The following is an 18604-nucleotide window of genomic DNA, read 5'->3' on the forward strand; positions in this document are numbered from 1 at the left end:
CGTCAGCCGACATGGACCCAGGGGCGCCTGGTTACGTCCGGGACGGCCTCGCGCAGCACTTCCCTGGTGACGGGAGCGATTTCGCCTTCGCCGAGGAACAGGAATCTCACCAGGTTGGTGACCGGATTGCCTTCGGTCCAGCGGAAGTAGATGTGAGGCATCAGCCCGGTGACGTCCCTGATGTGGAGCAGGACAGAGGCGATAGTGTTCGGGACAACGGGCCCGTGAACTTCGAGGATCCTGTACCCGTGGCGGACCACCCCGTGAACCTGGAGTTCTGTTTCAAAGTCGGAGGAGTCATCCACGATGACCTCCAGGAACAGGGCCTCCCGGTCGAGCGGGAGGTGGCTGACTTCGATGGCCGAGGCAAGCTTGCCGCCGTAGGCCTCCCGGGATGTCCGGAGCGGTTCATGGGCGATGATGGCGATGGGTCCCTCGAGGGTGTCAGACATGAACTCCAGCGCCGGCCGGTTCAGGTGGACGCGGGTGGCGTGAAGTTCAAAGGAGCGGCGGACGCGGGAGAGCAGGGAGATCGCGATGATGCCCAGGATGAAGACCCCTGCGATGCGGATGCCTTCGGGCCGTTCAAAGATGTTGGCCAGCGTGGTGTAGCTGAACACCACGGCGATCGCGCCGAAGCCAAAGGTGCGTTTGTTCTGGCGCCGACGGCGGGCCGAGAGGGTGACGGCAACAGCCGCGGAGGTCATGAGCACCAGGACGCCGGTGGCATACGCGCCGCCCTGGGCGTCGACGTCGGCTTCGAAGAGGAAGGTGATGAGGAATCCGACCAGGGTGAAGACGAGTACCAGCGGCCGCACCCCCTTGGCCCAGGCGGGGGCCATGCCGTACCGGGGCAGGTATCTGGGCACTAGGTTCAGCAGGCCTGCCATGGCGGAGGCTCCGGCAAACCACAGAATTGCGATGGTGCTGACGTCGTAGATGCTGCCGAAACCGACGCCGAGGTATTCATGGGCGAGGTAGGCCAGGGCACGCCCGTTTGCCTGGCCGCCGGGCAGGAATTCCCCCTCCGGGATCAGGACGACCGTAATGAAGCTGGTGGTGAGCAGGAATCCGCTCATGACGACGGCGGCTGTGGTGAGCATGCGCCGCGTTCCCCGGATGCGGCCTGCCGGGTTCTCTTCGGTGTCGTTCTCCTCTCCCCGCACCTGGGGCATAACGGCGACGCCGGTCTCGAACCCTGAGAGGCCAAGGGCAAGTTTGGGGAAGACCAGCAGGGCGATGGCGACGGCCATCAGCGGGTTGCCATGGGAAGTCCAGAGGCTGGTCCACCAGTTGTCCATTGCCAGCGGGTGGGCGAAGACCTGGATAAGCGTGGCGGCGACGACCACAGCATTGAGGCCCAGGTACAGGACCACGAGGACCACCGCGACGCCGATGGCTTCCCGGAACCCCCGCAGGAACACCGCCGCCAACAGTGCCAGCAGGAAGAGGGTGACGGGAACATTCTGGCCCTGAAGCCAACCGGGCGCGACCGGGTTTTGGATGAGGTGCGCACTGGCGTCAGCCGCGGACAGGGTCATGGTGATCATGAAGTCGGTGGCGGCGAACCCGAGCAGGACCAGGACGAAGAGCTTTCCACCCCAGCGGGGCAGCAGACGCTCAAGCATGGCGATCGAGCCTTCCCCGCGGTGGCTCTCGCCCGCAACCCGCCGGTACACCGGCAGTGCGCCCAGCAAGGTCACGGCCACCAGCACCATGGTGGCCAGTGGCGAGATGACGCCGGCGGCGAGCGCTGCGATGGCCGGCTGGTATCCAAGGGTGGAGAAATAGTCCACGCCTGTGAGGCACATAACCTGCCACCACGGATGCTTTTTCTCGTGGACGGCTATTCTCCCGCCGGGGCCCGGGTGGGCGCCTTTGCTGTCCTGGAGCCCGAACAGCAACCAGTTGCGCACTGCTGCGGCTCCGTGCGGCCTGGGGGCCGAGGGGTCAGCCGGAGGCCTGCTCAACGTGGTCATGGATTCCTTTCAGCGTTGCGCAGTGCACCGCGTCCAGGCCGAAGCTAACACCGGCAAAAACCGCCTGACGGGGAAACGGAGTTTTATTGACGAATCCTTGACGCCCCGGGTTCCGGAAGCGGGCCGGGGCCGTCCTTCCCACTCCCCCAGACGCGCCATCACCTCCCGCACGTTTTTCTGAGACGCCCCATCACCTCCTGCACAGGATGCGCGCCGTCGTCGTCTCGTCATTGAAGGGGACGACGCCGTAATGCTTCCCTGCCACTCTGGTTTGCCTCTAACCCTGTGCATATACTGACCGGACTTTATCCGGCCCTACCTACATCGGAACATCTAACTGTTCGCCGCTGGGACGCCGGCGACCGGAAGAACGCACGCGCAGCCTCCCGAACCGACACACACAACGCCCCGGCCGGCGCGGAATCGCGCACGCCCGAGGCGTCAATGAATCCTGCCATCATCATGTTCGGCATGCGGCGGCGGGCCCGGAGGATGGATGGTCATGAGGCGATTCTTAAGACTGGTAACTGGCATTGCGTTGATTTGTGGTTTCGTGCCTGCACTGACTTCGGGCGCTGCTCAGGCTGCGGCCGGACCGTGCATCGGCGCCCCTCCCGCCGACGGCACCACGTACAACGAAACCCGGCAGTTTGTGGATGCCCAGGCTTGGTGGGTGCCGGACACGGACCAAGCCAACAACTCCACCACCAATACCGGCCATACCCACCTGGGGGCCTGCATACCTGAACGTGAAACGATCAGTTCCGGGAACCTGACTGTGAATGTACGGGTGATCCTCCATGACAACCCGGGCAAGGCCAACTACGTCTCCATGGTGTTCAAGACCCCCGACGCCGAAACCACCGTCCAGAAGTGCTACCTGCGGGCTACAGCGGCGAATTTCACCTGCCCGGGCCCATCCAGCAGCACAGGCAAGGGCGACTTCGTGTGCACTGGAACCTGTGAGCGCTGGGTGACCTTTTCATGGCCAATTTCGGCATTCAACCACGCCGGGACCGAGGAGGTCCGCTTTCGTGCGTTCGTCCCGCAGGCGGGCGGCAAGGAAATGCAAGCCAACCTCAACTGGCAAGCCAACATCCAAAACGGCAAGTCCGTGTCCAACGTATCCCGGTATGCGTTCCTGCGGGGCAAGGGCTGGTACACCCACGCGCTGTACTGCGAGGCCTCGGTGCGTACCGTCCCCATTCCTGACAGTCCGGTGTCAGGAATCTGGTCTCCCGTGGTAGGCCTGACCACCCACCCCGACGGCTCGCTTCCGGCGACCCACTCCTTCATCTCGATCGACCCGGACTTTCATGCCGTTCCGTCCAACGCCGGAAGGGTGCTCTGGGACGCTGCAGGTCCCTACGGCCCGGAGCCGTTCGGGGCCGCCCCCGTCTCGATCGATACCAGGACTCTGGCCAACGGAGTCCATAAACTGCACCTGCGAACGTCGTGCCGTGATAACACTCTGGGTTCGACAAATTCCGGGGTGACAGTCATTCCCTTCACAGTGGCTAACTGACAACGGGTGAACCGAAGGGCTGTCCATGATTTGCCGGCACCCCTACCTGCGGCAGGGTAGTGGTAGTGGGTTCCGGGCGGGGTCCTGCAGGAGGAACATTGGCTTATCCACCGCGCCTGGCCATCCATCGGAAGCCACCGCGCGGTCCGTCTTCTCGAAGGGTTATCGGATGCAGGCAGCAATCTCTCGTCTTGGAGCCGTTCGGATCGTGGCCGCAATCGCCACAGCCCTGCTGTTGGTCATTGCCGCGGGTTGCACCAGCCCCCCGCCGTCGCCCTACCAGCAGTTCCCTGAGGGTGTTCGGATTGCTGCCGTAGGTGACATGAACGGCGTCAGGTCCTTTGCGCCCGCCAGCCCGTCCGGCCGGAATGGTGCGGCGATCACCCGGCTCGAGCAGGACAACGAGATTGACGCGTTCCTGGGGCTCGGGGACTTCCAGTACAGCGCCCCGCATTGCGAAGACTACGTAAAATACTGGAAGCGGCTGTGGGGTGGCACGGAGCCAAAGTTGTACTGGGTGTCCGCCCCCAACCACGACTGGCAACCCGGCCGCAACGAAGACCTCGACAAATTCATGGATGGCCAATGCCCGGGGTCCCCGGAAAAGGCAGCGATCAACCAGGAGCGCGGGTTCATCGGGAACGGGGAACCGTACTCGAAGGACTTCGGGAACTGGCACTTCGCGTTCGTGCCGTCCGCGTACTGGCGGTATCAGCCCGCGAAGGCAGAGTTGGTGACCACCTGGCTGGACAACGACCTCGCTGGAGCCCAGGCAGCGGGCAAGCACCTGGCCGTGGTGTACCACGAACCGTACTTCACGTCGGACACGCCGGCGCATGGACGATCCGCGGAACACAAGCCATGGATCGACGTGATGTGGAAGTATCGTGTCCGCCTGACCCTGTCAGGATCACAACACAACTACGAACGGTCTTGTCCGGTGAACAATGCGGACCAGTGCGTCAATGATGGGATGACGGCCTTCCAGGTTTCCACGGGAGGAGCCGGCCTCCGCCCCTTCACCAGCCACCCCTCGTATATCGAGAAGCGGTTCAGCGACACTCACGGGTTCCTTCGGCTGACGCTACGGGACGACGGGTCTTTCGACTGGAACTTCGTTCCAACCACCGGGTCGAGCACGGACGCGGGCACACGTCCCGCGTCGCAGTAAACCGCTGCTCCCGCTGCCTGAGGCGCTGGAGTCCCGACGCGCCATCACCTCCCGCGGGCTTCCCGCAGACGCCCCATCACCTCCCGCAGGTTTTCCGCAGACCTCATGCCATTGACCCACTCGTATGCAGGAGGCGGGTTAACATGAGTTCTTCACTGTGGTTCCTCGCTAGCGGGATTTGGAGGGGTGGTGGACGGATTGTCGCTTCGCGTACGGGCCGGGATGGCCGCCGGCACTGCCGCGCTCCTTGTTGTGACCGCCGGCTGCACTTCGGCCGGACCAGGGACGCAGGCGTCCGCCGCGCCCCCGGTCCGGATTGTCGTGATCGGGGACTCGCTGAGCACCGGATATGGAACCTCGCCGAACCAGGCATGGCCCAAGCTCCTGCAGCAGGCGCACCTGAACGGCAAACGGCCGGTGCAGGTCACCAATGCCGCGGAGAACGGCAGCGGCTACCTGGTTGCCGGTGAAGACGGGAACACCTTCAGCACGGAAGTCGAGGTGGCCGTGGGCCCCGACACGGACGTCGTCGTCTTTTTTGGATCGGACAACGATTGGGGAGCAGACCCCGAGGAGCTCCGGGAAGCCGCCGCCTCAACGTTCGCCGCCGCATCATCCCGGGCCCCGCAGGCGGTTCTCGTGGCGGTGGGTCCCCTGTCCGGAAGCGAAGAACCAGACCCGGTGCTGGCTGAAGTGCGGGACTCAACCGCCTCCGCTGCGCAGAACATGGGGGTGCAGTTCATCGATCCCATTGCCGACCAATGGCTCAACGGCCGCGCCGACGTTCTGTTGGGACCTGATGGTGAACACCCCAGCGCTTCCGGGCAAAAGTTCCTGCGGGACAAGATGAAGGGAATCCTCGGCGCTGCTGTAGCAGGCTGACAGCCTCCCTTGGCGCGGCTTCACAGGTGCACCGGCGCCAGAGCCAGCCCTGCGCCCAGGAGCGGGCCCGGTTCAGGGACAGAGTGAATCAGGCCACAACAGCACCCATCCTTTGCCCGGACTGCCGCGAAGTACTGGTGTCCCCTTCCTGGGCGACAACATCACGCGGGCGCGTATGAGGAGATTTTCCCAATGAATAAGACACTTCGCTTTATGGCAGTCCCCACCCTGGCCTTGGCCGCTCTTGCCCTGTCCGGTTCCCCTGCAATGGCCGCCGACGGGTCATACCAGTCCACCCTGAAGCAGCTCAACGGAAGTGCCGGCTCGGGCACCATCACCCTTGATGTCACGGGTAACCAAGCCCATGTTGTCCTGAAGGTTTCGGGGATGCCCGCGACCTTCATGGATGCCCCCTACCCGCACGTCCAGCACATCCATGGAGGGGCCAAGGGCGCCTGCCCGGACCCTTCGGCAGATAAGGACGGCGACCAGGTCATCTCCACCACTGAAGGCGCACCGTCCTACGGAGGCATCGTCACCACTCTCTCCACCAGCGGCGATACCAGCCCGGCAGCAGGCCTTGACCTCAAGGTCGGCGGACAGGGCGCCTCCTACACCGTGGACCGCACGTTCGAACTAAACCCGGAAACCAAAGCCGCTCTTGAAGCAGGCACCGCAGTCGTTGTTGTCCATGGCCTTGACCCCGCCACCCTCAGCGCGGCAGGCCAGGCCGCCAAGAGCGACCTCGCCCCGACCCTTCCCCTCGCCGCTACCTCTCCCGCCCTGTGCGGGACCCTGACGGCCAGCCAGATGAAGATGCCTGCAGGCGGCGCTAACACCGGCATCACTACCGAGACCGGCCCGGACACCGGGGCCCTCGCCATCGGCAGCGGCCTGGCCCTGATCGCCCTGGCCGGCGGAGCATACGCCGTCCGCCGCCGCAACGAAGCCGCCTAGGCCGGAGTGAGCGGATCCATACTGTGACAACCAGGAATCCCGGCCACCGCGGAGGTCTCGGGGCCTCCACGGCGGCCGGGATTCTGCTCGCGCTTTCCCTGGCCGGCTGCACCGCAGGACCCGGCACCACTCCCGACGCCGGAGCGTCCCCTTCCGCCTTCGCCTCATCGACGGCGCCTCCCGCGGTTACGTCCCCGGCTGTGACCGCAGCACCGCCGGCTGCCGCCGCAGCCCCGTCCGCCCAACAGCTTCCGGCGGTGCTTGGCGCTTCGGCTCCTGTGACCCTGAGTATTCCCTCGATCGGGGTCCGGACAGACCTACTCCATCTGGGGCTGGAGGACAACGGCTCCCTGAAGGTACCGGAGGACACCGGCAACGGCGCACCGGCGGGCTGGTACAACGGCTCACCGACCCCCGGTGAACGCGGCCCGTCAGTTTTCCTGGGCCACGTCAATGCCCTGGGCGGCCACAAGGGCGTCTTCGCTGACCTGCGCAAGCTCACAGCCGGGGCAGAGATCAACGTTTCCCGGGCCGACGGCAGCACCGCGGTATTCAACGTGGAGCACGGCGCCCTGTACCCCAAAAACGGGTTCCCCACCCTCGAGGTTTATGGCAACACTCCGGGGGCTGAACTCCGGTTGATCACCTGCGACGGCTACGACCCCGCTACCGGCCTCTTCGACGACAACTACGTCATCTACGCCAAACTCAGGGCCTGACAACAGAACTACCGCTCCTTCCCGAAGCGGCCAATGGTGCGAATGGACTGGACATGAACAACCGAAAAAGCGCTTTGGCCGCCCTTGGCCTCACGTCCCTGCTCCTCGCAGGCTGCGCAACAGCTGCCGGATCGGTGTCGGCACCGTCAGACGTTTCGACGACGGCCCCGGCTGCAGCGTCGCCTGCGCCCGGACAAAGCGGCAGCCACGGCGGGCACCACGGCCAGGGATCAGCATCCCCGGGTACGGCGACGGAAGCGCCCAGCGCCGCCGCCGTCATGGTCTGCGGAGACCAGCCAAAGGAGAGGTTGCGGTCCATCCTGGATCTGGACTCGGACCCTCACACCGTTGATAACTGGGCCGACAGCACCTTCACCTGCACCTATCACCTGACCGAAGGAACACTGATCATCTCCGTCCAGGAGGCAGCGGACAAGGCATCGGCAGGGAAATACTTCGACGCGAAGCAGGCCCTCGCCAAAGACGCCGCACCCATCGAAGGCCTCGCGAACCTCGGTTTCCCGGCCTACGAAACCGCCGACGGATCCGCCGTTTTCCAGAAAGACAGCTTCGTTCTGCAGGTTGACGCTTCCGGTCTGCCCCCCACTTTGGGACCGGAAAACATCACCCGGAACGCGCTGGCCTACCAGCTATCCACTACCATCCTGGCCTGCTGGGTCGAGCACCAATGACCACCCCTCGCCGCAACCCCAGCAGGGCTATCCCATAGGGTCCTCAATGTCCCCTGCCGCTTCAAATCCCAGGCAAATTCGCTTATTGCCGTGGCGCCACCGGGCCAAGCTGTGGGAGAGTTTAGCCATCGATCCGCCCTCCCCCGCCTCCACCCGTTGAGGCCGGCAACACCCGCGGGCCCCGTGGCGCTTCGGCTTGAAGGAGGGCAGCGTGCTCGGCAGTCGACAGGGCGTAGGGCGGCGAGCCCGCCCCGGACGGAGCTCCCGGCAGCACCTGGTGGTGCTGCTGCTGGTCCTTGCGGCCCTCCTTTCGGGCTGTCAGCCGGCCCCGACCCCTCCGGAGCCTGAGCACACCGGTGCGCCCAGGCATGTATTTGTGATCAACTTGGAGAACCAGGGATACGACCGGGTTTTCGAGGCCGGGTCCGCCGCACCCTACCTGTCAGGGACGTTGCGGTCCCAGGGGGTGCTGTTGACCAGTTACTACGGGATTGCCCATGATTCATTGCCCAACTACCTCGCCCAGATCTCCGGCCAGCCGCCGAATGACCGCACATCCCGGGATTGCCCCACGTTCACCCCCGTGACCTCGTCCCGGAGGGACAGCCAGGGGCGGGTGCTGGGCAAAGGCTGTGTATATCCAGCCGATGTCCCAACGCTCGCCGGGCAGCTGACCTCAGCCGGGAGGACGTGGAAGGGCTACATGGAAGACATGCACTCACCGTGCCAGCATCCCGCCCTCGGCGCCGAGGATGACCACCGCGGCGCCACCCCGGGGGACCAATACGCCACACGCCACAACCCGTTTGTCTACTTCCGCTCCATCACCGACTCCCCCGCCTGCGACAGCAACGTGGTCAACTACAATGCACTGGCCCGCGATCTCGCTTCAACGGACACCACCCCAAACCTTTCGTACATCACTCCGAACCTGTGCCATGACGGGCACGATCAGCCCTGCGTTGACGGCACCACCGGCGGCATCGCGGCAGCGGACCAGTGGCTGGGCACCGCGGTGCCAGCAATCCTTGCCTCACCTGCCTTCCGGCAGGACGGGTTGCTGATCATCACTCTGGATGAGGCCGACGGCGGGCGGACCGGACCGTCAGGAGCGGTCGCCGGGGGCGCGGAGGGCGGGAAGGTGGGCGCCCTGGTCCTGTCCCCGTTCACGCCCGCGGGTTCAACCAGCGACACGCCCTACAACCACTACAGCCTGCTGGCCAGCATCGAAGACTTCTTCTCCCTGCCCCGCCTGGCCGGCGCCCGTGACCCTGGCGTGAACACCTTCGGATCCGACGTGTACAAGGCCCGCGCCTGACGCCGGCCGCCCCGCCCATCGACAACTCTCCTCCACGTCATCTTCGCTAACGAAGACATAGTCCATTTGAGTTAGGTTAGGTTTACCTTCTACGGTCCTGCTGTGACCACATACACAGAGCTGGCCGGAGTCTCCTTTGCCGCACAGCTGGCCCGCTTCGGCGACCGCACTGCCGTCAGCACCAATAAAGAGACGCTGAGCTACCGCGAACTGGCCCGCCGCGTGGAGGATGTGGCCCGGTCCTTCGGGCCCCACCGCAGGCTGGTTGCCCTCGAGGCGGAGAACACGCTGCCCTCGCTCGTTGCCTACCTCGCGGCCCTGCAATCCGGCAATCCGCTGCTGATCCTGCCCGCTGGCGGCGGCTCAGCCGGGGAGGCACTCGAGGCGGCCTATGATCCGGACGTTGTGGTCCGCGCGTCGGACGGTGAAGCGGTCCTGGACGTGCGCCGCGAACAAAGCCACCACGATCTGCACCCCGAGCTGGCGCTGCTGCTGAGCACGTCCGGGTCCACTGGCTCGCCCAAGCTGGTCCGGCTTTCCGCGGACAGCATCCAGGCCAATGCCGCCGCCATCGCCCAGTACCTGCAGCTGCGTCCCAGCGACACCGCCGCCACCACGCTCCCCCTCTCCTACTGCTACGGAATGAGCGTGGTGAACAGCCATCTCCTGGCGGGGGCGTCCCTGGCATTGACGGATCTTTCCGTGGTGGACCCGTGCTTCTGGGAGCTCGTCCGCACCGAAAACGTGACGTCCTTCGCCGCGGTGCCCTACACCTTCGACCTGCTGGACCACGTGGGCTTCGCGGACATGGACGTGCCCAGCCTGCGCTACATCACGCAGGCCGGAGGGCGCCTCGCTCCTGACCGCGTCCGCTCCTACGCCGAGTTGGGCCGGCGGCAGGGGTGGGACCTGTTTGTGATGTACGGCCAGACCGAGGCCACAGCCAGGATGGCCTACCTCCCGCCGGACCAGGCCGCGGAGAATCCCCATGCCATCGGCGTGCCTGTGCCGGGCGGGTCCTTCCGGCTTGAGCCGGTCCCCGGTCTCGAGGCCTGCGAGCTGGTGTACGCCGGACCCAACGTGATGCTGGGGTACGCCGAACAGCCCGAGGACCTCGGCCTGGGGCGGGTCATCACGGAGCTTCACACCGGCGACCTCGCCCGCCGCAGCCCGGATGGGCTCTACGAGATTGTTGGCCGGCGCAGCCGTTTCGTGAAAATCGTGGGGCTCCGGGTGGATCTGGGGCAGGTGGAACGGATACTTGCCGATCTGGGCGTAACCGCTGCCGCCGCCGGCTCTGACCAGGCGGTGGTGGCCGCGGCCGAAGGCGACCACGACCTGTCCCTGATCGCCAAAACCCTGGCGCAGGACCTGGGCCTGCCGCGCGCCGCCGTCGAACTCTTTGCCGTGGAAGCCATCCCGCGCCTTGCCAACGGGAAGCCGGACTATCCCGCCGTCGCCGCCCTGGCGGGCGAAAAGGAGGACGACGGCGGCCGGCCCGCTGCTGCGCCGCATTCCGAGGCAGGTACTGCTGACGTCCGGCGCATCTTCGCGGAGGTTCTCGAACAGGACGACGTGGGCAACACTGACACGTTCGTTTCCCTGGGCGGCGATTCACTGTCCTACGTCGCGGCGTCCGTCCGGCTGGAGCAGGCGCTCGGATACCTTCCCCGGGGCTGGCACCTGATGCCGGTCTGTGAACTTTCGCCCTCGCCTGCGCCGCACGAGACGCCCGGCCAGGTCCCGCCGTCGGGCAATCCCGTCCCGGAAACGCCGCGCGGGGCGTCCGGCTGGCGGCGGAGGGTGCTTGCGCCGATGGAGACGGGGATTGTGCTCCGCGCCGTCGCCATCATCTGCATTGTCTCCACGCATATCGGCTTCTTCCACTGGCAAGGCACTGCCCACGTCCTGATGGCCGTGGCCGGCTATAACTTTGCCCGCTTCCAGCTCTCCGGGCCGCGCACTGCACGGCTGCGGCGGCAGCTGCGGAGCGTCGCGCGGATTGTGGTGCCCAGCGTCGCGGTGATCGGCCTCGCGTTCGCGGTGACGGACAAATATTCCTGGTACAACGTGTTCCTGCTGAACCCCCTGCTGGGGCCGGAGGGGTGGACCGACCATTCCCGTTTTTGGTTTGTGGAGATCCTGGTCCACATCCTGATCGGGCTCGCTGCGGTGCTGGCGATCCCTGCTGTTGACCGGGCCGTGCGCCGGTGGCCTTGGGCCTTCGGGCTGGCCCTGGTAGCGGTTGATGTGCCGCTGCTTTTTGGCCTCGTGGAAAGCCGCTATCCCGGCCAGGGCCCGGTGCTGTGGCTGTTCGGGCTGGGATGGGCAGCGGCCGCGTCCCGGACGTTGTGGCAGAAGGCGGCCGTGACGGCGGTTGCGCTCCTGGTCACGCCGGCGTGCTTCGACAACCCCTACCGGACCGCGACGATCCTGGCGGGCTGCCTCATCCTGCTCTGGGTGCCCACCCTCCGCGTGCCGCGCGGACTTCACCGGATCACCGCGCTGCTGGCGAGCGCGTCCCTGCACATCTACGTCACGCACTGGCTGGTGTACCCGCTGGTGGATCCGGTGGACAAGGGGCTCGCCGTCCTGGCGTCCCTGGCCTGCGGGGTCCTTTACTGGATCCTGGCCACCCGGGCGATGGGCTTCGGTGAAAGGTGGATGAAGCGGCGGCGCTTGGAGGCCCGCGCCACCCGCTCAAGCGTTTAGGCCGGCCTGCTGCGCGTGCGGCCCTAGAAGTGGTTGCGGGGTGGACGAGCCTGGCCAGCGCGCGCCTGCTTCGCTTTCCGGGCCTGCATTATGCGGCTGATGATGGTGGGGAGCAAAGCAAACAGCAGTTTCTTCATTAGCGGATCCTCTGGTTGGTGGGGCCTGGTTGGTGGGTTCTTGACGTCAGCTCGGACTGTTCACGGCTGGCTCTCGGCTGCCCGAACGTCACTGTAGGGATCGTCGGGATTCTTCAGCGGCACACCGCCCGCTTCGGTTCCTGAATAGGAGGGACGGGCAGGTTCCCCGTAAATGGTTTCGCCGTAGGTTGCTGGGGCCGCTGGCTGCTCCTGGTAAACCGGCTCCGCACCCCACGGCGGAGCAGTCGCTCCCCTGGCTTGTGCCTGCGAAGGCGTCGGCCGGTCTCCATCGTCCGGGCCCCCTGCCTGCATACTGCGCGCGAGCCGGCCCGCGAGGATTCCTGCGCCGGCAGCCAGGAGCAGGAACGTGCCGGGCTTGCGGCGGGCGAACGACTGCACTTGAACCAGGAGCGTCCCCGGTTCAGCGCCTTCAATCCAGGAAGCAGCGGAGGACGCGCGCCCGGCTACCTCCCGGACCAAATCACTGGCCACTCCCTGCTTCTCCGGGGCATCAGCCATGGTCCGCAGCTGGCTGGAGATGCCGCGGATTCCGTCGGCGGCCTTCCGCTGCTGCTCGCCGGCCTGGCTGCCCAGGCCTGATTTCGCCTCCCGCAGCAGGCCCTGCGCACTGGACTTGGCTTCGGCTGCAACGTTTCCGGCCTCCGCCTTCGCGGTCTGCGCCACACTGCGTGCCGCACCAACCGCTTGCTCCGAGACTTTCGACGCCTCCTGCTTCGCTGCATCCTTCGTAGTGACGTACGTTTGCGGCTCCGCCGAAGCATCGGCCGGTAGGGCGTTCCCGTACTGGTCGAGGGAGGTTCCGGCAGAGTCTGCAGGCCACTGGTTTTCCGTCATCGTCACTCACTTCCATTGATACGCAGCTGGACACTGGAAACAACAGGACTAATAGTAAGTATGGTTACTAATTAGATGGTAGGCATAGCTGGCGACGGCTGCCAAGGCGGGAACCAAGATTTATATGCAAGAATATGCGCATGAATGCAGATAGCAGTGCTTGCGCGTTGAGCGCGGACAGCCAGTACGTGGAGCTGGCCGTCGAGGTCTTCGCCATGCTGGCCGACGCCACCCGTGTCCGGATCATCCTGGCCCTGCGCGACGGCGAGATGGCCGTCGGTGAGCTGGCCGAAGTGGTGGGCAAAACACCGGCCGCAGTGTCCCAGCACCTCGCCAAGATGCGCCTGGCCCGGATGGTCTCCCCGCGCCAGGACGGTACCAGGGTTCTGTACCGGCTGGAAAACGAGCATGCGCGCCAGCTGGTGGCAGACGCGATTTTCCAGGCCGAGCACGCTCTCGGCGGCGAGCCGGCACACCACCGCCGCGAGCGGAAGGCAGACGCATGAGCAGGCAGGAGCATCTTCACGAGCACGCAAGCGCCGAGCATGATCATGGGCATCCTCACGAGCCGGACCACCCGCATGACCACGAGCCGGACCACCCGCATGACCACGGGCACGACCACGACCACGGGCACAGCCACGCGCATAAGCCTGGCCACGATCATGATCATGACCACGGGCATGACCATGACCATGGCCATGACCACGGGCATGACCATGACCATGGCCATGACCACCATCACCATGGCGGTTTCAAGGGCTGGCTCTTCGAGCTGTTCGTCCCGCACACGCACGATGCCGCCGACTCCATCGACGACGCCATGGAAGCCAGCGTCGAAGGTATCCGGGCACTGAAGATCAGCCTGTTCCTGCTCCTGGGCACCACAGTCCTGCAGTTCCTCGTGGTGCTGGTCAGCGGATCCGTGGCGCTGCTGGCGGACACCATCCACAACTTCTCAGACGCCCTCACCGCGGTTCCGCTGTGGGTCGCCTTCATCCTGGGCCGCCGCGCCGCCACCCGCCGCTACACCTACGGCTTCGGCCGGGCGGAGGACCTCGCGGGCCTGTTCATCGTCGCCGTCGTTGCCCTGTCCGCCGTCGTGGCAGCCTGGCAATCCGTGGACCGGCTCCTGCACCCCCAGCCGCTGACCAACCTGTGGTGGGTCTTCGCCGCAGGCCTGATCGGCTTCGCCGGCAACGAGGCAGTGGCCATCTACCGCATCAGGGTGGGCCGCCGGATCGGATCCGCCGCCCTCGTGGCCGACGGCGTGCACGCCCGCACCGACGGCTTCACCTCCCTGGCCGTGGTGTTCGGCGCCGTCGGCGTGATGCTCGGCTTCCCGCTGGCCGACCCCATCGTTGGCCTCCTGATCTCCGCGGCCATCCTCGTCCTCTTGTGGGGGACGGTCCGCAGCATCGGGCGGCGGCTGATGGATGGCATTGAACCGGAGCTGGTGGACACAGCCCAGCAGGCCCTCGAGGGCACGCCGGGAGTCCTTGCCGTGCCGCATCTGCAGCTGCGGTGGTCAGGTCACCGCCTGCAGGGCGCGGCAACCCTGGTGATGAACGACGGCGTGACGCTGGCTTCCGCCGAGCAGGTCACCCGGGAAGCCGCGCACCGCCTGAAGCATGCCCTGCCCAAGGCGGACCACATGGTCCTCACCCCCTCCGGCGCCAGCATCCAATAGCGCAAGGCCGGGCCGCCGTCGTCCGTTCCGTCCCGGTTGCTTTCCGTCCGCAACGGCGCCGCGCCGGGAACGACGGCGTGTCCTCCCCCTGAACCGCAGGGTACGGAAATGGGGAAGGACGCACTGGCGAAAACAGCCGGCAAGGGGTGGCGGGCCATAGGCTGGGCTGATGGCCGACCTCGCTGCCTTGGTGCCCACTCTCGTGGCAGTGGCCATCCTGATGGCACTCACCGTTGCCGTCCTCCGGGGCGCGCGCACGCCGTCGTACCTTGCCCCCGCCCTGGCCATCCTCCGCGGCGCCGCCCAGCTCGCCCTCATCAGCCTGGTGCTGGGCGGCATCATCAGCGATCCGCTGTGGGTGGCGATGGCACTGCTGGTGATGTTCACGGTGGCTGCCGTCACCGCAACCCGCAGGCTGACGTGGTCCTGGCAGCGGTTTCCCGTGGTGGCAGGGACCATGGCCGCGGGCATCACGGTGACTCTCGCCGTCGTGTTCGGCACGGGGGCCATCGAGTTCACGCCGCGGTACGTCCTCGCCGTCGGCGGCATTGTGATCGGCAACTGCATGACCATCTCGGTGCTGGCAGGGCGGCGCTTTTTTGAAGCCGTCCGCGAGCAATGGGACCAGGTGGAAGGCTGGCTGGCGCTGGGAGCCACGGCCCGGCGGGCCACATTAACCCAGGCGCGCTACTCGGTGCATGCCGCCCTGATCCCCTCCACCGACCAGACCAAAACCACCGGCCTGGTGACCTTGCCCGGCGCGTTTGTGGGTGCGATCTTCGGCGGCGCGTCCCCCTTGGAGGCCGGCCGGTTCCAGGTGGTGGTGCTGGCATCAATCATGGCGGCCGGTGCCCTCACCGCCGTCGCACTCATCCGCTCCCTCGGCGCCGTAAAGGTGCGGCCGGAACCGTTCTAGGTGTACTGCGCAAGCCTGGGCAGTACATCTAGGCCCGCTCACCCTGCAAGCATCTGCTGCAGCTCGGCGGTCATCGCGTTCACCAGCTCGGGCCTGCCGTGGAACTGGGCCGGCGTGTTCTGGAAGAGCTCGATGCCCCAGATGCCGTCTTCGCGGACGGCCACCAGAGTCTGGTGCGCGATGGTGGCCGGGGATACGTCGGTCTGCCCGGGCGGTACCAGGCCGGTGATGGCGATCAGCAGCGCGGTGCCGGGCCCCAGCGGGCGCACTTCCCGCACCTTGGAGACGTAAGCGGCCGTTGCATGGTCCCTGAAGATCGGGGCCAAGTGCTCCAAGATCTCGTCCGGCCCCGTTGCGGTGCTACCGTCGAATCCGATCTGGAGCCCGCGCTCCCGGAAAAGTTCCGCCATACCCCGGGCATCCCGCCGGTTCCAGGCCGCGATCAACCCCTCGTACAGCCTGCGGACTTCTGAATCATCCATTGCCGCCCCCAAGGAACGTCCGGATGGCCTCTAGGTCTACGAGGCCGGGCGCCACCGCGATCACCGCGCGGAGCCCCAGGGCCGCGATCCCAGCGCGGCGCGACCCGCGCCGGGGCTCTGTGGGCCTAGGCAGGCTTGGCAAAGGCAGCCGCGCTCATGATTTCGTAAGCCACGAATGCCTCGTCGCCTTCCACCCACGCGTCATGGCCGGCCGGAATGGTGTAGGCGTGGCCCGCAGTGACCGTGGCCCGGGCGCCGTCATCCATTTGAACCGTCAGCGTTCCGGCAGCGCAGATCCCGACGTGATTGACCTGGCAACTGTCCGTGTGCACCACGGTCTTGATGGTCTCGGACCACCGCCAGCCCGGCTCAAAAGTAAACCTGCCCAAAGTGGTGTCTCCGATGTTGACCACATCGACGGCGGTCTTGGGCGGACGGCGCCGTTCGTCGGGTTCGTCGAACGACTTCGCCTCAAGGGCTTTGACTGCTTCTCCGGCCATTTCCTTCTCCTGACAGGGAGTGATTGGAACTATTCATCCGGAGCGCCCAGACCGCTCCTGGGGTAGGTTGGCCGGCCTGGGGTAAGTCTCACGCCGTGCCAACACTGGCACCCAGCGGTATCAGCGTGCGCCCGGGAGGGGAAGGTGTCAATATCTTGTTACCCTCCATTCAGAGCAGGTCCTCTGTGGCACGGCTTTGCTGGAGCTGCCATAGTCTTATCCTCATCCAGCGCTACTCAACGGTAGGGACAGACACATGAGCATCAGCGCGAACCTGCGCCTGGTCATCGGAGCCGACCACGCCGAATTCGAGTACAAGCAAGCCCAGAATGCCGATCCGGAGGCTTAAGGTGTCATCTCTTCCTGACCCCGCCGCGGGCGGAACACGCACAACCGGCGCCGGGGCCGGGAATCAAACCGGGGCCATCATCGGTGTCAGCCTGAAAATGTACTTCGGCTATGAACGCACCCTCGCCTGGTGCAGGGCCGTTGCCGGCATAGCCTCCGCACACCCGGCAGTGCGCAACGGTGACATCGAACTCTTTGTACTCCCGGCCTTTCCGGTTCTCGCCGAAGCGGCCCGTGTCCTGGCCCCCACCGGCACCGGCACTGGTGCCCAGGACATCTTCTGGGAAGACGAAGGCGCATACACCGGGGAGGTCGCTGGACCAATGATCACAGAACTCGGCGGAGCGTATGCGGAGATCGGCCACGCCGAACGACGCCGCCTCTTCGGGGAAGACGACGATGTCATCGGGCGGAAGCTCGCTGCCGCCTACCGCAACAGCCTTACGCCCGTCCTGTGCATCGGCGAGAGGTACCGGGGAACTGCCACTGAGGCGGTGCGCCAGTGCATCAGCGAGATGGAGGCCGTGTTCAGGCGTGCAACAAGTCTGGGCGCCGGGGGGCGGACTATCGTGGCTTATGAGCCGCAGTGGGCGATCGGCGCGCCGGAACCGGCAACGCCGGAGTACATCAGCGCCGTCATCACCGGGCTGGACACGCACCTGCGTTCACTGCCCGGGCAGGCCGAGAGCCGGGTCATCTACGGCGGCAGCGCGGGACCGGGCCTGATCGGCCGGCTCGACATGTCCGTCGCCGGCCTGTTCCTGGGTCGCTTCGCCCATGACCCGAAAGCGCTGAAAACCATCCTGGACGAGACCACCGCGCGGCTGGGGCTGCCCGGCCCTGCAGAAGGCACGCCATGACCTCAATTATCGGACTGAGCTGTGCTATCGGAGCTATCGGACTGAGCCGTGCGACGAGAAACCCGCGAAGGGTCAGGAAATCTGCAGCCCCCCGTTGATATCGTAGGTGGAGGCCGTGATGAAGCCGGCGTCCTCGCCGAGGAGGAACACCATCAGGGCTGCGATGTCCCGCACGGTCCCCACGCGGCCGACCAGGATGTCCGCAGCCATGTCTGCCTTGCGCTCCTCAGTCAGCGTGCCACCCATGATGTCGGTGTCCACGGGTCCGGGAGCCACGCAGTTGACGGTGATTCCGTGCTGGCCCATTTCCCGGGCCAAGGCTCGGGTAAAGCCGATGATGGCCGCCTTCGAGGCGCTGTAAGCCACCTTGGAATAGGTGCCGCCACCGCGCTGCGCGGAAATGGACGAGACACTCACGATCCTCCCGAGCTTCCGCTCAATCATGCCCCGGAGCACGCGCTGAGTAACCAGGAATGTACCTGTCATGTTGATCTTGAATACCCGCTCCCAGCCCTCGAGCGTCTCGTCCATGAACTCCGTCGGTGAACTGATGCCCGCCAGGTTGACCAGGCCTACGATTGGCGGCAGCGCGGCCTCGACCTCGTCAATGGCGGCGTTGACCGTCGCCTGGTCGGAGACGTCCGCGCCTACCCCGATCGCCGGGACCCTGTAAACGTCCGCGATTTCTTCGGCGGCCTTCCGCGCCGAGTCGCCGTCGATATCCAGGATCGCCACCGCCCAGCCTTGGCTCGCGAGCATTTCCGCCGTTGCCCGGCCGATACCGCGCGGCGATGCGGCACCCGTCAGCACCGCAGTCCGCTCGGCCGGAAACGTTTGTGAAGGAGTCATGTCCAGTTGGCC

General features: G+C 65.9%; 17 protein-coding genes. 12 read left to right on the forward strand and 5 right to left on the reverse strand.

Annotated features, from left to right (window positions below; all coding sequences use genetic code 11):
- Positions 1–2: 2 nt before the first annotated feature.
- Complete coding sequence (locus tag QFZ36_RS07925; protein WP_306635331.1) at positions 3–1979, reverse strand: amino acid transporter; 1977 nt, start codon at positions 1977–1979, stop codon at positions 3–5.
- 553 nt (positions 1980–2532) lie between these two features.
- Between QFZ36_RS07925 and QFZ36_RS07930 the strand changes: the two genes are divergently transcribed.
- The 8 genes from QFZ36_RS07930 (at position 2533) to QFZ36_RS07965 (ending at position 11955) form a co-directional block, all read left to right on the forward strand.
- The gene (locus QFZ36_RS07930) at positions 2533–3504 is read left to right on the forward strand and encodes a hypothetical protein (protein ID WP_306635333.1); all 972 of its coding nucleotides are present in this window, start codon (positions 2533–2535) and stop codon (positions 3502–3504) included.
- Positions 3505–3673: 169 nt separating this feature from the next.
- On the forward strand, positions 3674–4675 hold the full coding sequence (locus QFZ36_RS07935; RefSeq protein WP_306635335.1) for a hypothetical protein: 1002 nt from the start codon (positions 3674–3676) through the stop codon (positions 4673–4675).
- Positions 4676–4873: 198 nt separating this feature from the next.
- A complete protein-coding gene (locus tag QFZ36_RS07940) occupies positions 4874–5557 on the forward strand; it encodes an SGNH/GDSL hydrolase family protein (RefSeq protein ID WP_306635337.1) in 684 nt (227 codons plus the stop codon).
- A 192-nt stretch (positions 5558–5749) separates the two neighbouring features.
- The gene (locus QFZ36_RS07945; RefSeq protein WP_306635339.1) at positions 5750–6514 is read left to right on the forward strand and encodes a hypothetical protein; all 765 of its coding nucleotides are present in this window, start codon (positions 5750–5752) and stop codon (positions 6512–6514) included.
- Positions 6515–6537: 23 nt separating this feature from the next.
- Positions 6538–7233 (forward strand): sortase domain-containing protein, encoded by a 696-nt coding sequence (locus tag QFZ36_RS07950; protein WP_306635341.1) that lies wholly within the window; start codon positions 6538–6540, stop codon positions 7231–7233.
- Between the two features lie 53 nt (positions 7234–7286).
- Positions 7287–7925 carry a hypothetical protein gene (locus tag QFZ36_RS07955; RefSeq protein WP_306635343.1) on the forward strand — a complete coding sequence of 213 codons (639 nt, stop codon included), beginning with the start codon at positions 7287–7289 and terminating at the stop codon, positions 7923–7925.
- A 211-nt stretch (positions 7926–8136) separates the two neighbouring features.
- Positions 8137–9243 (forward strand): alkaline phosphatase family protein, encoded by a 1107-nt coding sequence (locus QFZ36_RS07960; protein WP_306635345.1) that lies wholly within the window; start codon positions 8137–8139, stop codon positions 9241–9243.
- Positions 9244–9345: 102 nt separating this feature from the next.
- On the forward strand, positions 9346–11955 hold the full coding sequence (locus QFZ36_RS07965) for an AMP-binding protein (protein ID WP_306635347.1): 2610 nt from the start codon (positions 9346–9348) through the stop codon (positions 11953–11955).
- A gap of 197 nt (positions 11956–12152) precedes the next feature.
- On the opposite strand, the gene QFZ36_RS07970 is transcribed toward QFZ36_RS07965, so the two are convergent.
- Complete coding sequence (locus QFZ36_RS07970) at positions 12153–12947, reverse strand: hypothetical protein (RefSeq protein WP_306635349.1); 795 nt, start codon at positions 12945–12947, stop codon at positions 12153–12155.
- A gap of 140 nt (positions 12948–13087) precedes the next feature.
- Here QFZ36_RS07970 and QFZ36_RS07975 point away from each other — a divergent pair, with 140 nt between their 5' ends.
- The 3 genes from QFZ36_RS07975 (at position 13088) to QFZ36_RS07985 (ending at position 15553) form a co-directional block, all read left to right on the forward strand.
- Complete coding sequence (locus tag QFZ36_RS07975) at positions 13088–13453, forward strand: ArsR/SmtB family transcription factor (RefSeq protein WP_306635351.1); 366 nt, start codon at positions 13088–13090, stop codon at positions 13451–13453.
- On the forward strand, positions 13450–14637 hold the full coding sequence (locus QFZ36_RS07980) for a cation diffusion facilitator family transporter (RefSeq protein ID WP_306635353.1): 1188 nt from the start codon (positions 13450–13452) through the stop codon (positions 14635–14637). The genes QFZ36_RS07975 and QFZ36_RS07980 overlap by 4 nt, the downstream gene beginning before the upstream one ends.
- Before the next feature lie 169 nt (positions 14638–14806).
- Complete coding sequence (locus tag QFZ36_RS07985; RefSeq protein WP_306635355.1) at positions 14807–15553, forward strand: ABC transporter permease; 747 nt, start codon at positions 14807–14809, stop codon at positions 15551–15553.
- 38 nt (positions 15554–15591) lie between these two features.
- On the opposite strand, the gene QFZ36_RS07990 is transcribed toward QFZ36_RS07985, so the two are convergent.
- Entirely contained in the window at positions 15592–16035 is a 444-nt protein-coding gene (locus tag QFZ36_RS07990; protein WP_306635358.1) for an SgcJ/EcaC family oxidoreductase, read from the reverse strand.
- Positions 16036–16160: 125 nt separating this feature from the next.
- Positions 16161–16535 (reverse strand): cupin domain-containing protein, encoded by a 375-nt coding sequence (locus tag QFZ36_RS07995; protein WP_306635360.1) that lies wholly within the window; start codon positions 16533–16535, stop codon positions 16161–16163.
- 425 nt (positions 16536–16960) lie between these two features.
- Here QFZ36_RS07995 and QFZ36_RS08000 point away from each other — a divergent pair, with 425 nt between their 5' ends.
- A complete protein-coding gene (locus QFZ36_RS08000; RefSeq protein ID WP_373427076.1) occupies positions 16961–17743 on the forward strand; it encodes a triose-phosphate isomerase family protein in 783 nt (260 codons plus the stop codon).
- Between the two features lie 72 nt (positions 17744–17815).
- Here QFZ36_RS08000 and QFZ36_RS08005 read toward each other — a convergent pair whose 3' ends face one another.
- Entirely contained in the window at positions 17816–18592 is a 777-nt protein-coding gene (locus QFZ36_RS08005; protein ID WP_306635364.1) for an SDR family NAD(P)-dependent oxidoreductase, read from the reverse strand.
- Between the last annotated feature and the right edge of the window lie 12 nt (positions 18593–18604).

This window comes from Pseudarthrobacter siccitolerans, from assembly GCF_030823375.1.
Classification (GTDB): domain Bacteria; phylum Actinomycetota; class Actinomycetes; order Actinomycetales; family Micrococcaceae; genus Arthrobacter; species Arthrobacter siccitolerans_A.

Excerpts from the sequence above, each read along its gene's own strand:
- QFZ36_RS07970 (WP_306635349.1), bottom strand. The coding sequence starts at position 12,947 with ATGACGGAAAACCAGTGGCCTGCAGACTCTGCCGGAACCTCCCTCGAC.
- QFZ36_RS07955 (WP_306635343.1), top strand. The coding sequence starts at position 7,287 with ATGAACAACCGAAAAAGCGCTTTGGCCGCCCTTGGCCTCACGTCCCTG.
- QFZ36_RS07985 (WP_306635355.1), top strand. The coding sequence starts at position 14,807 with ATGGCCGACCTCGCTGCCTTGGTGCCCACTCTCGTGGCAGTGGCCATC.
- QFZ36_RS07945 (WP_306635339.1), top strand. The coding sequence starts at position 5,750 with ATGAATAAGACACTTCGCTTTATGGCAGTCCCCACCCTGGCCTTGGCC.
- QFZ36_RS07990 (WP_306635358.1), bottom strand. The coding sequence starts at position 16,035 with ATGGATGATTCAGAAGTCCGCAGGCTGTACGAGGGGTTGATCGCGGCC.
- QFZ36_RS08005 (WP_306635364.1), bottom strand. The coding sequence starts at position 18,592 with ATGACTCCTTCACAAACGTTTCCGGCCGAGCGGACTGCGGTGCTGACG.
- QFZ36_RS07995 (WP_306635360.1), bottom strand. The coding sequence starts at position 16,535 with ATGGCCGGAGAAGCAGTCAAAGCCCTTGAGGCGAAGTCGTTCGACGAA.
- QFZ36_RS07980 (WP_306635353.1), top strand. The coding sequence starts at position 13,450 with ATGAGCAGGCAGGAGCATCTTCACGAGCACGCAAGCGCCGAGCATGAT.
- QFZ36_RS07925 (WP_306635331.1), bottom strand. The coding sequence starts at position 1,979 with ATGACCACGTTGAGCAGGCCTCCGGCTGACCCCTCGGCCCCCAGGCCG.
- QFZ36_RS07975 (WP_306635351.1), top strand. The coding sequence starts at position 13,088 with ATGAATGCAGATAGCAGTGCTTGCGCGTTGAGCGCGGACAGCCAGTAC.
- QFZ36_RS07935 (WP_306635335.1), top strand. The coding sequence starts at position 3,674 with ATGCAGGCAGCAATCTCTCGTCTTGGAGCCGTTCGGATCGTGGCCGCA.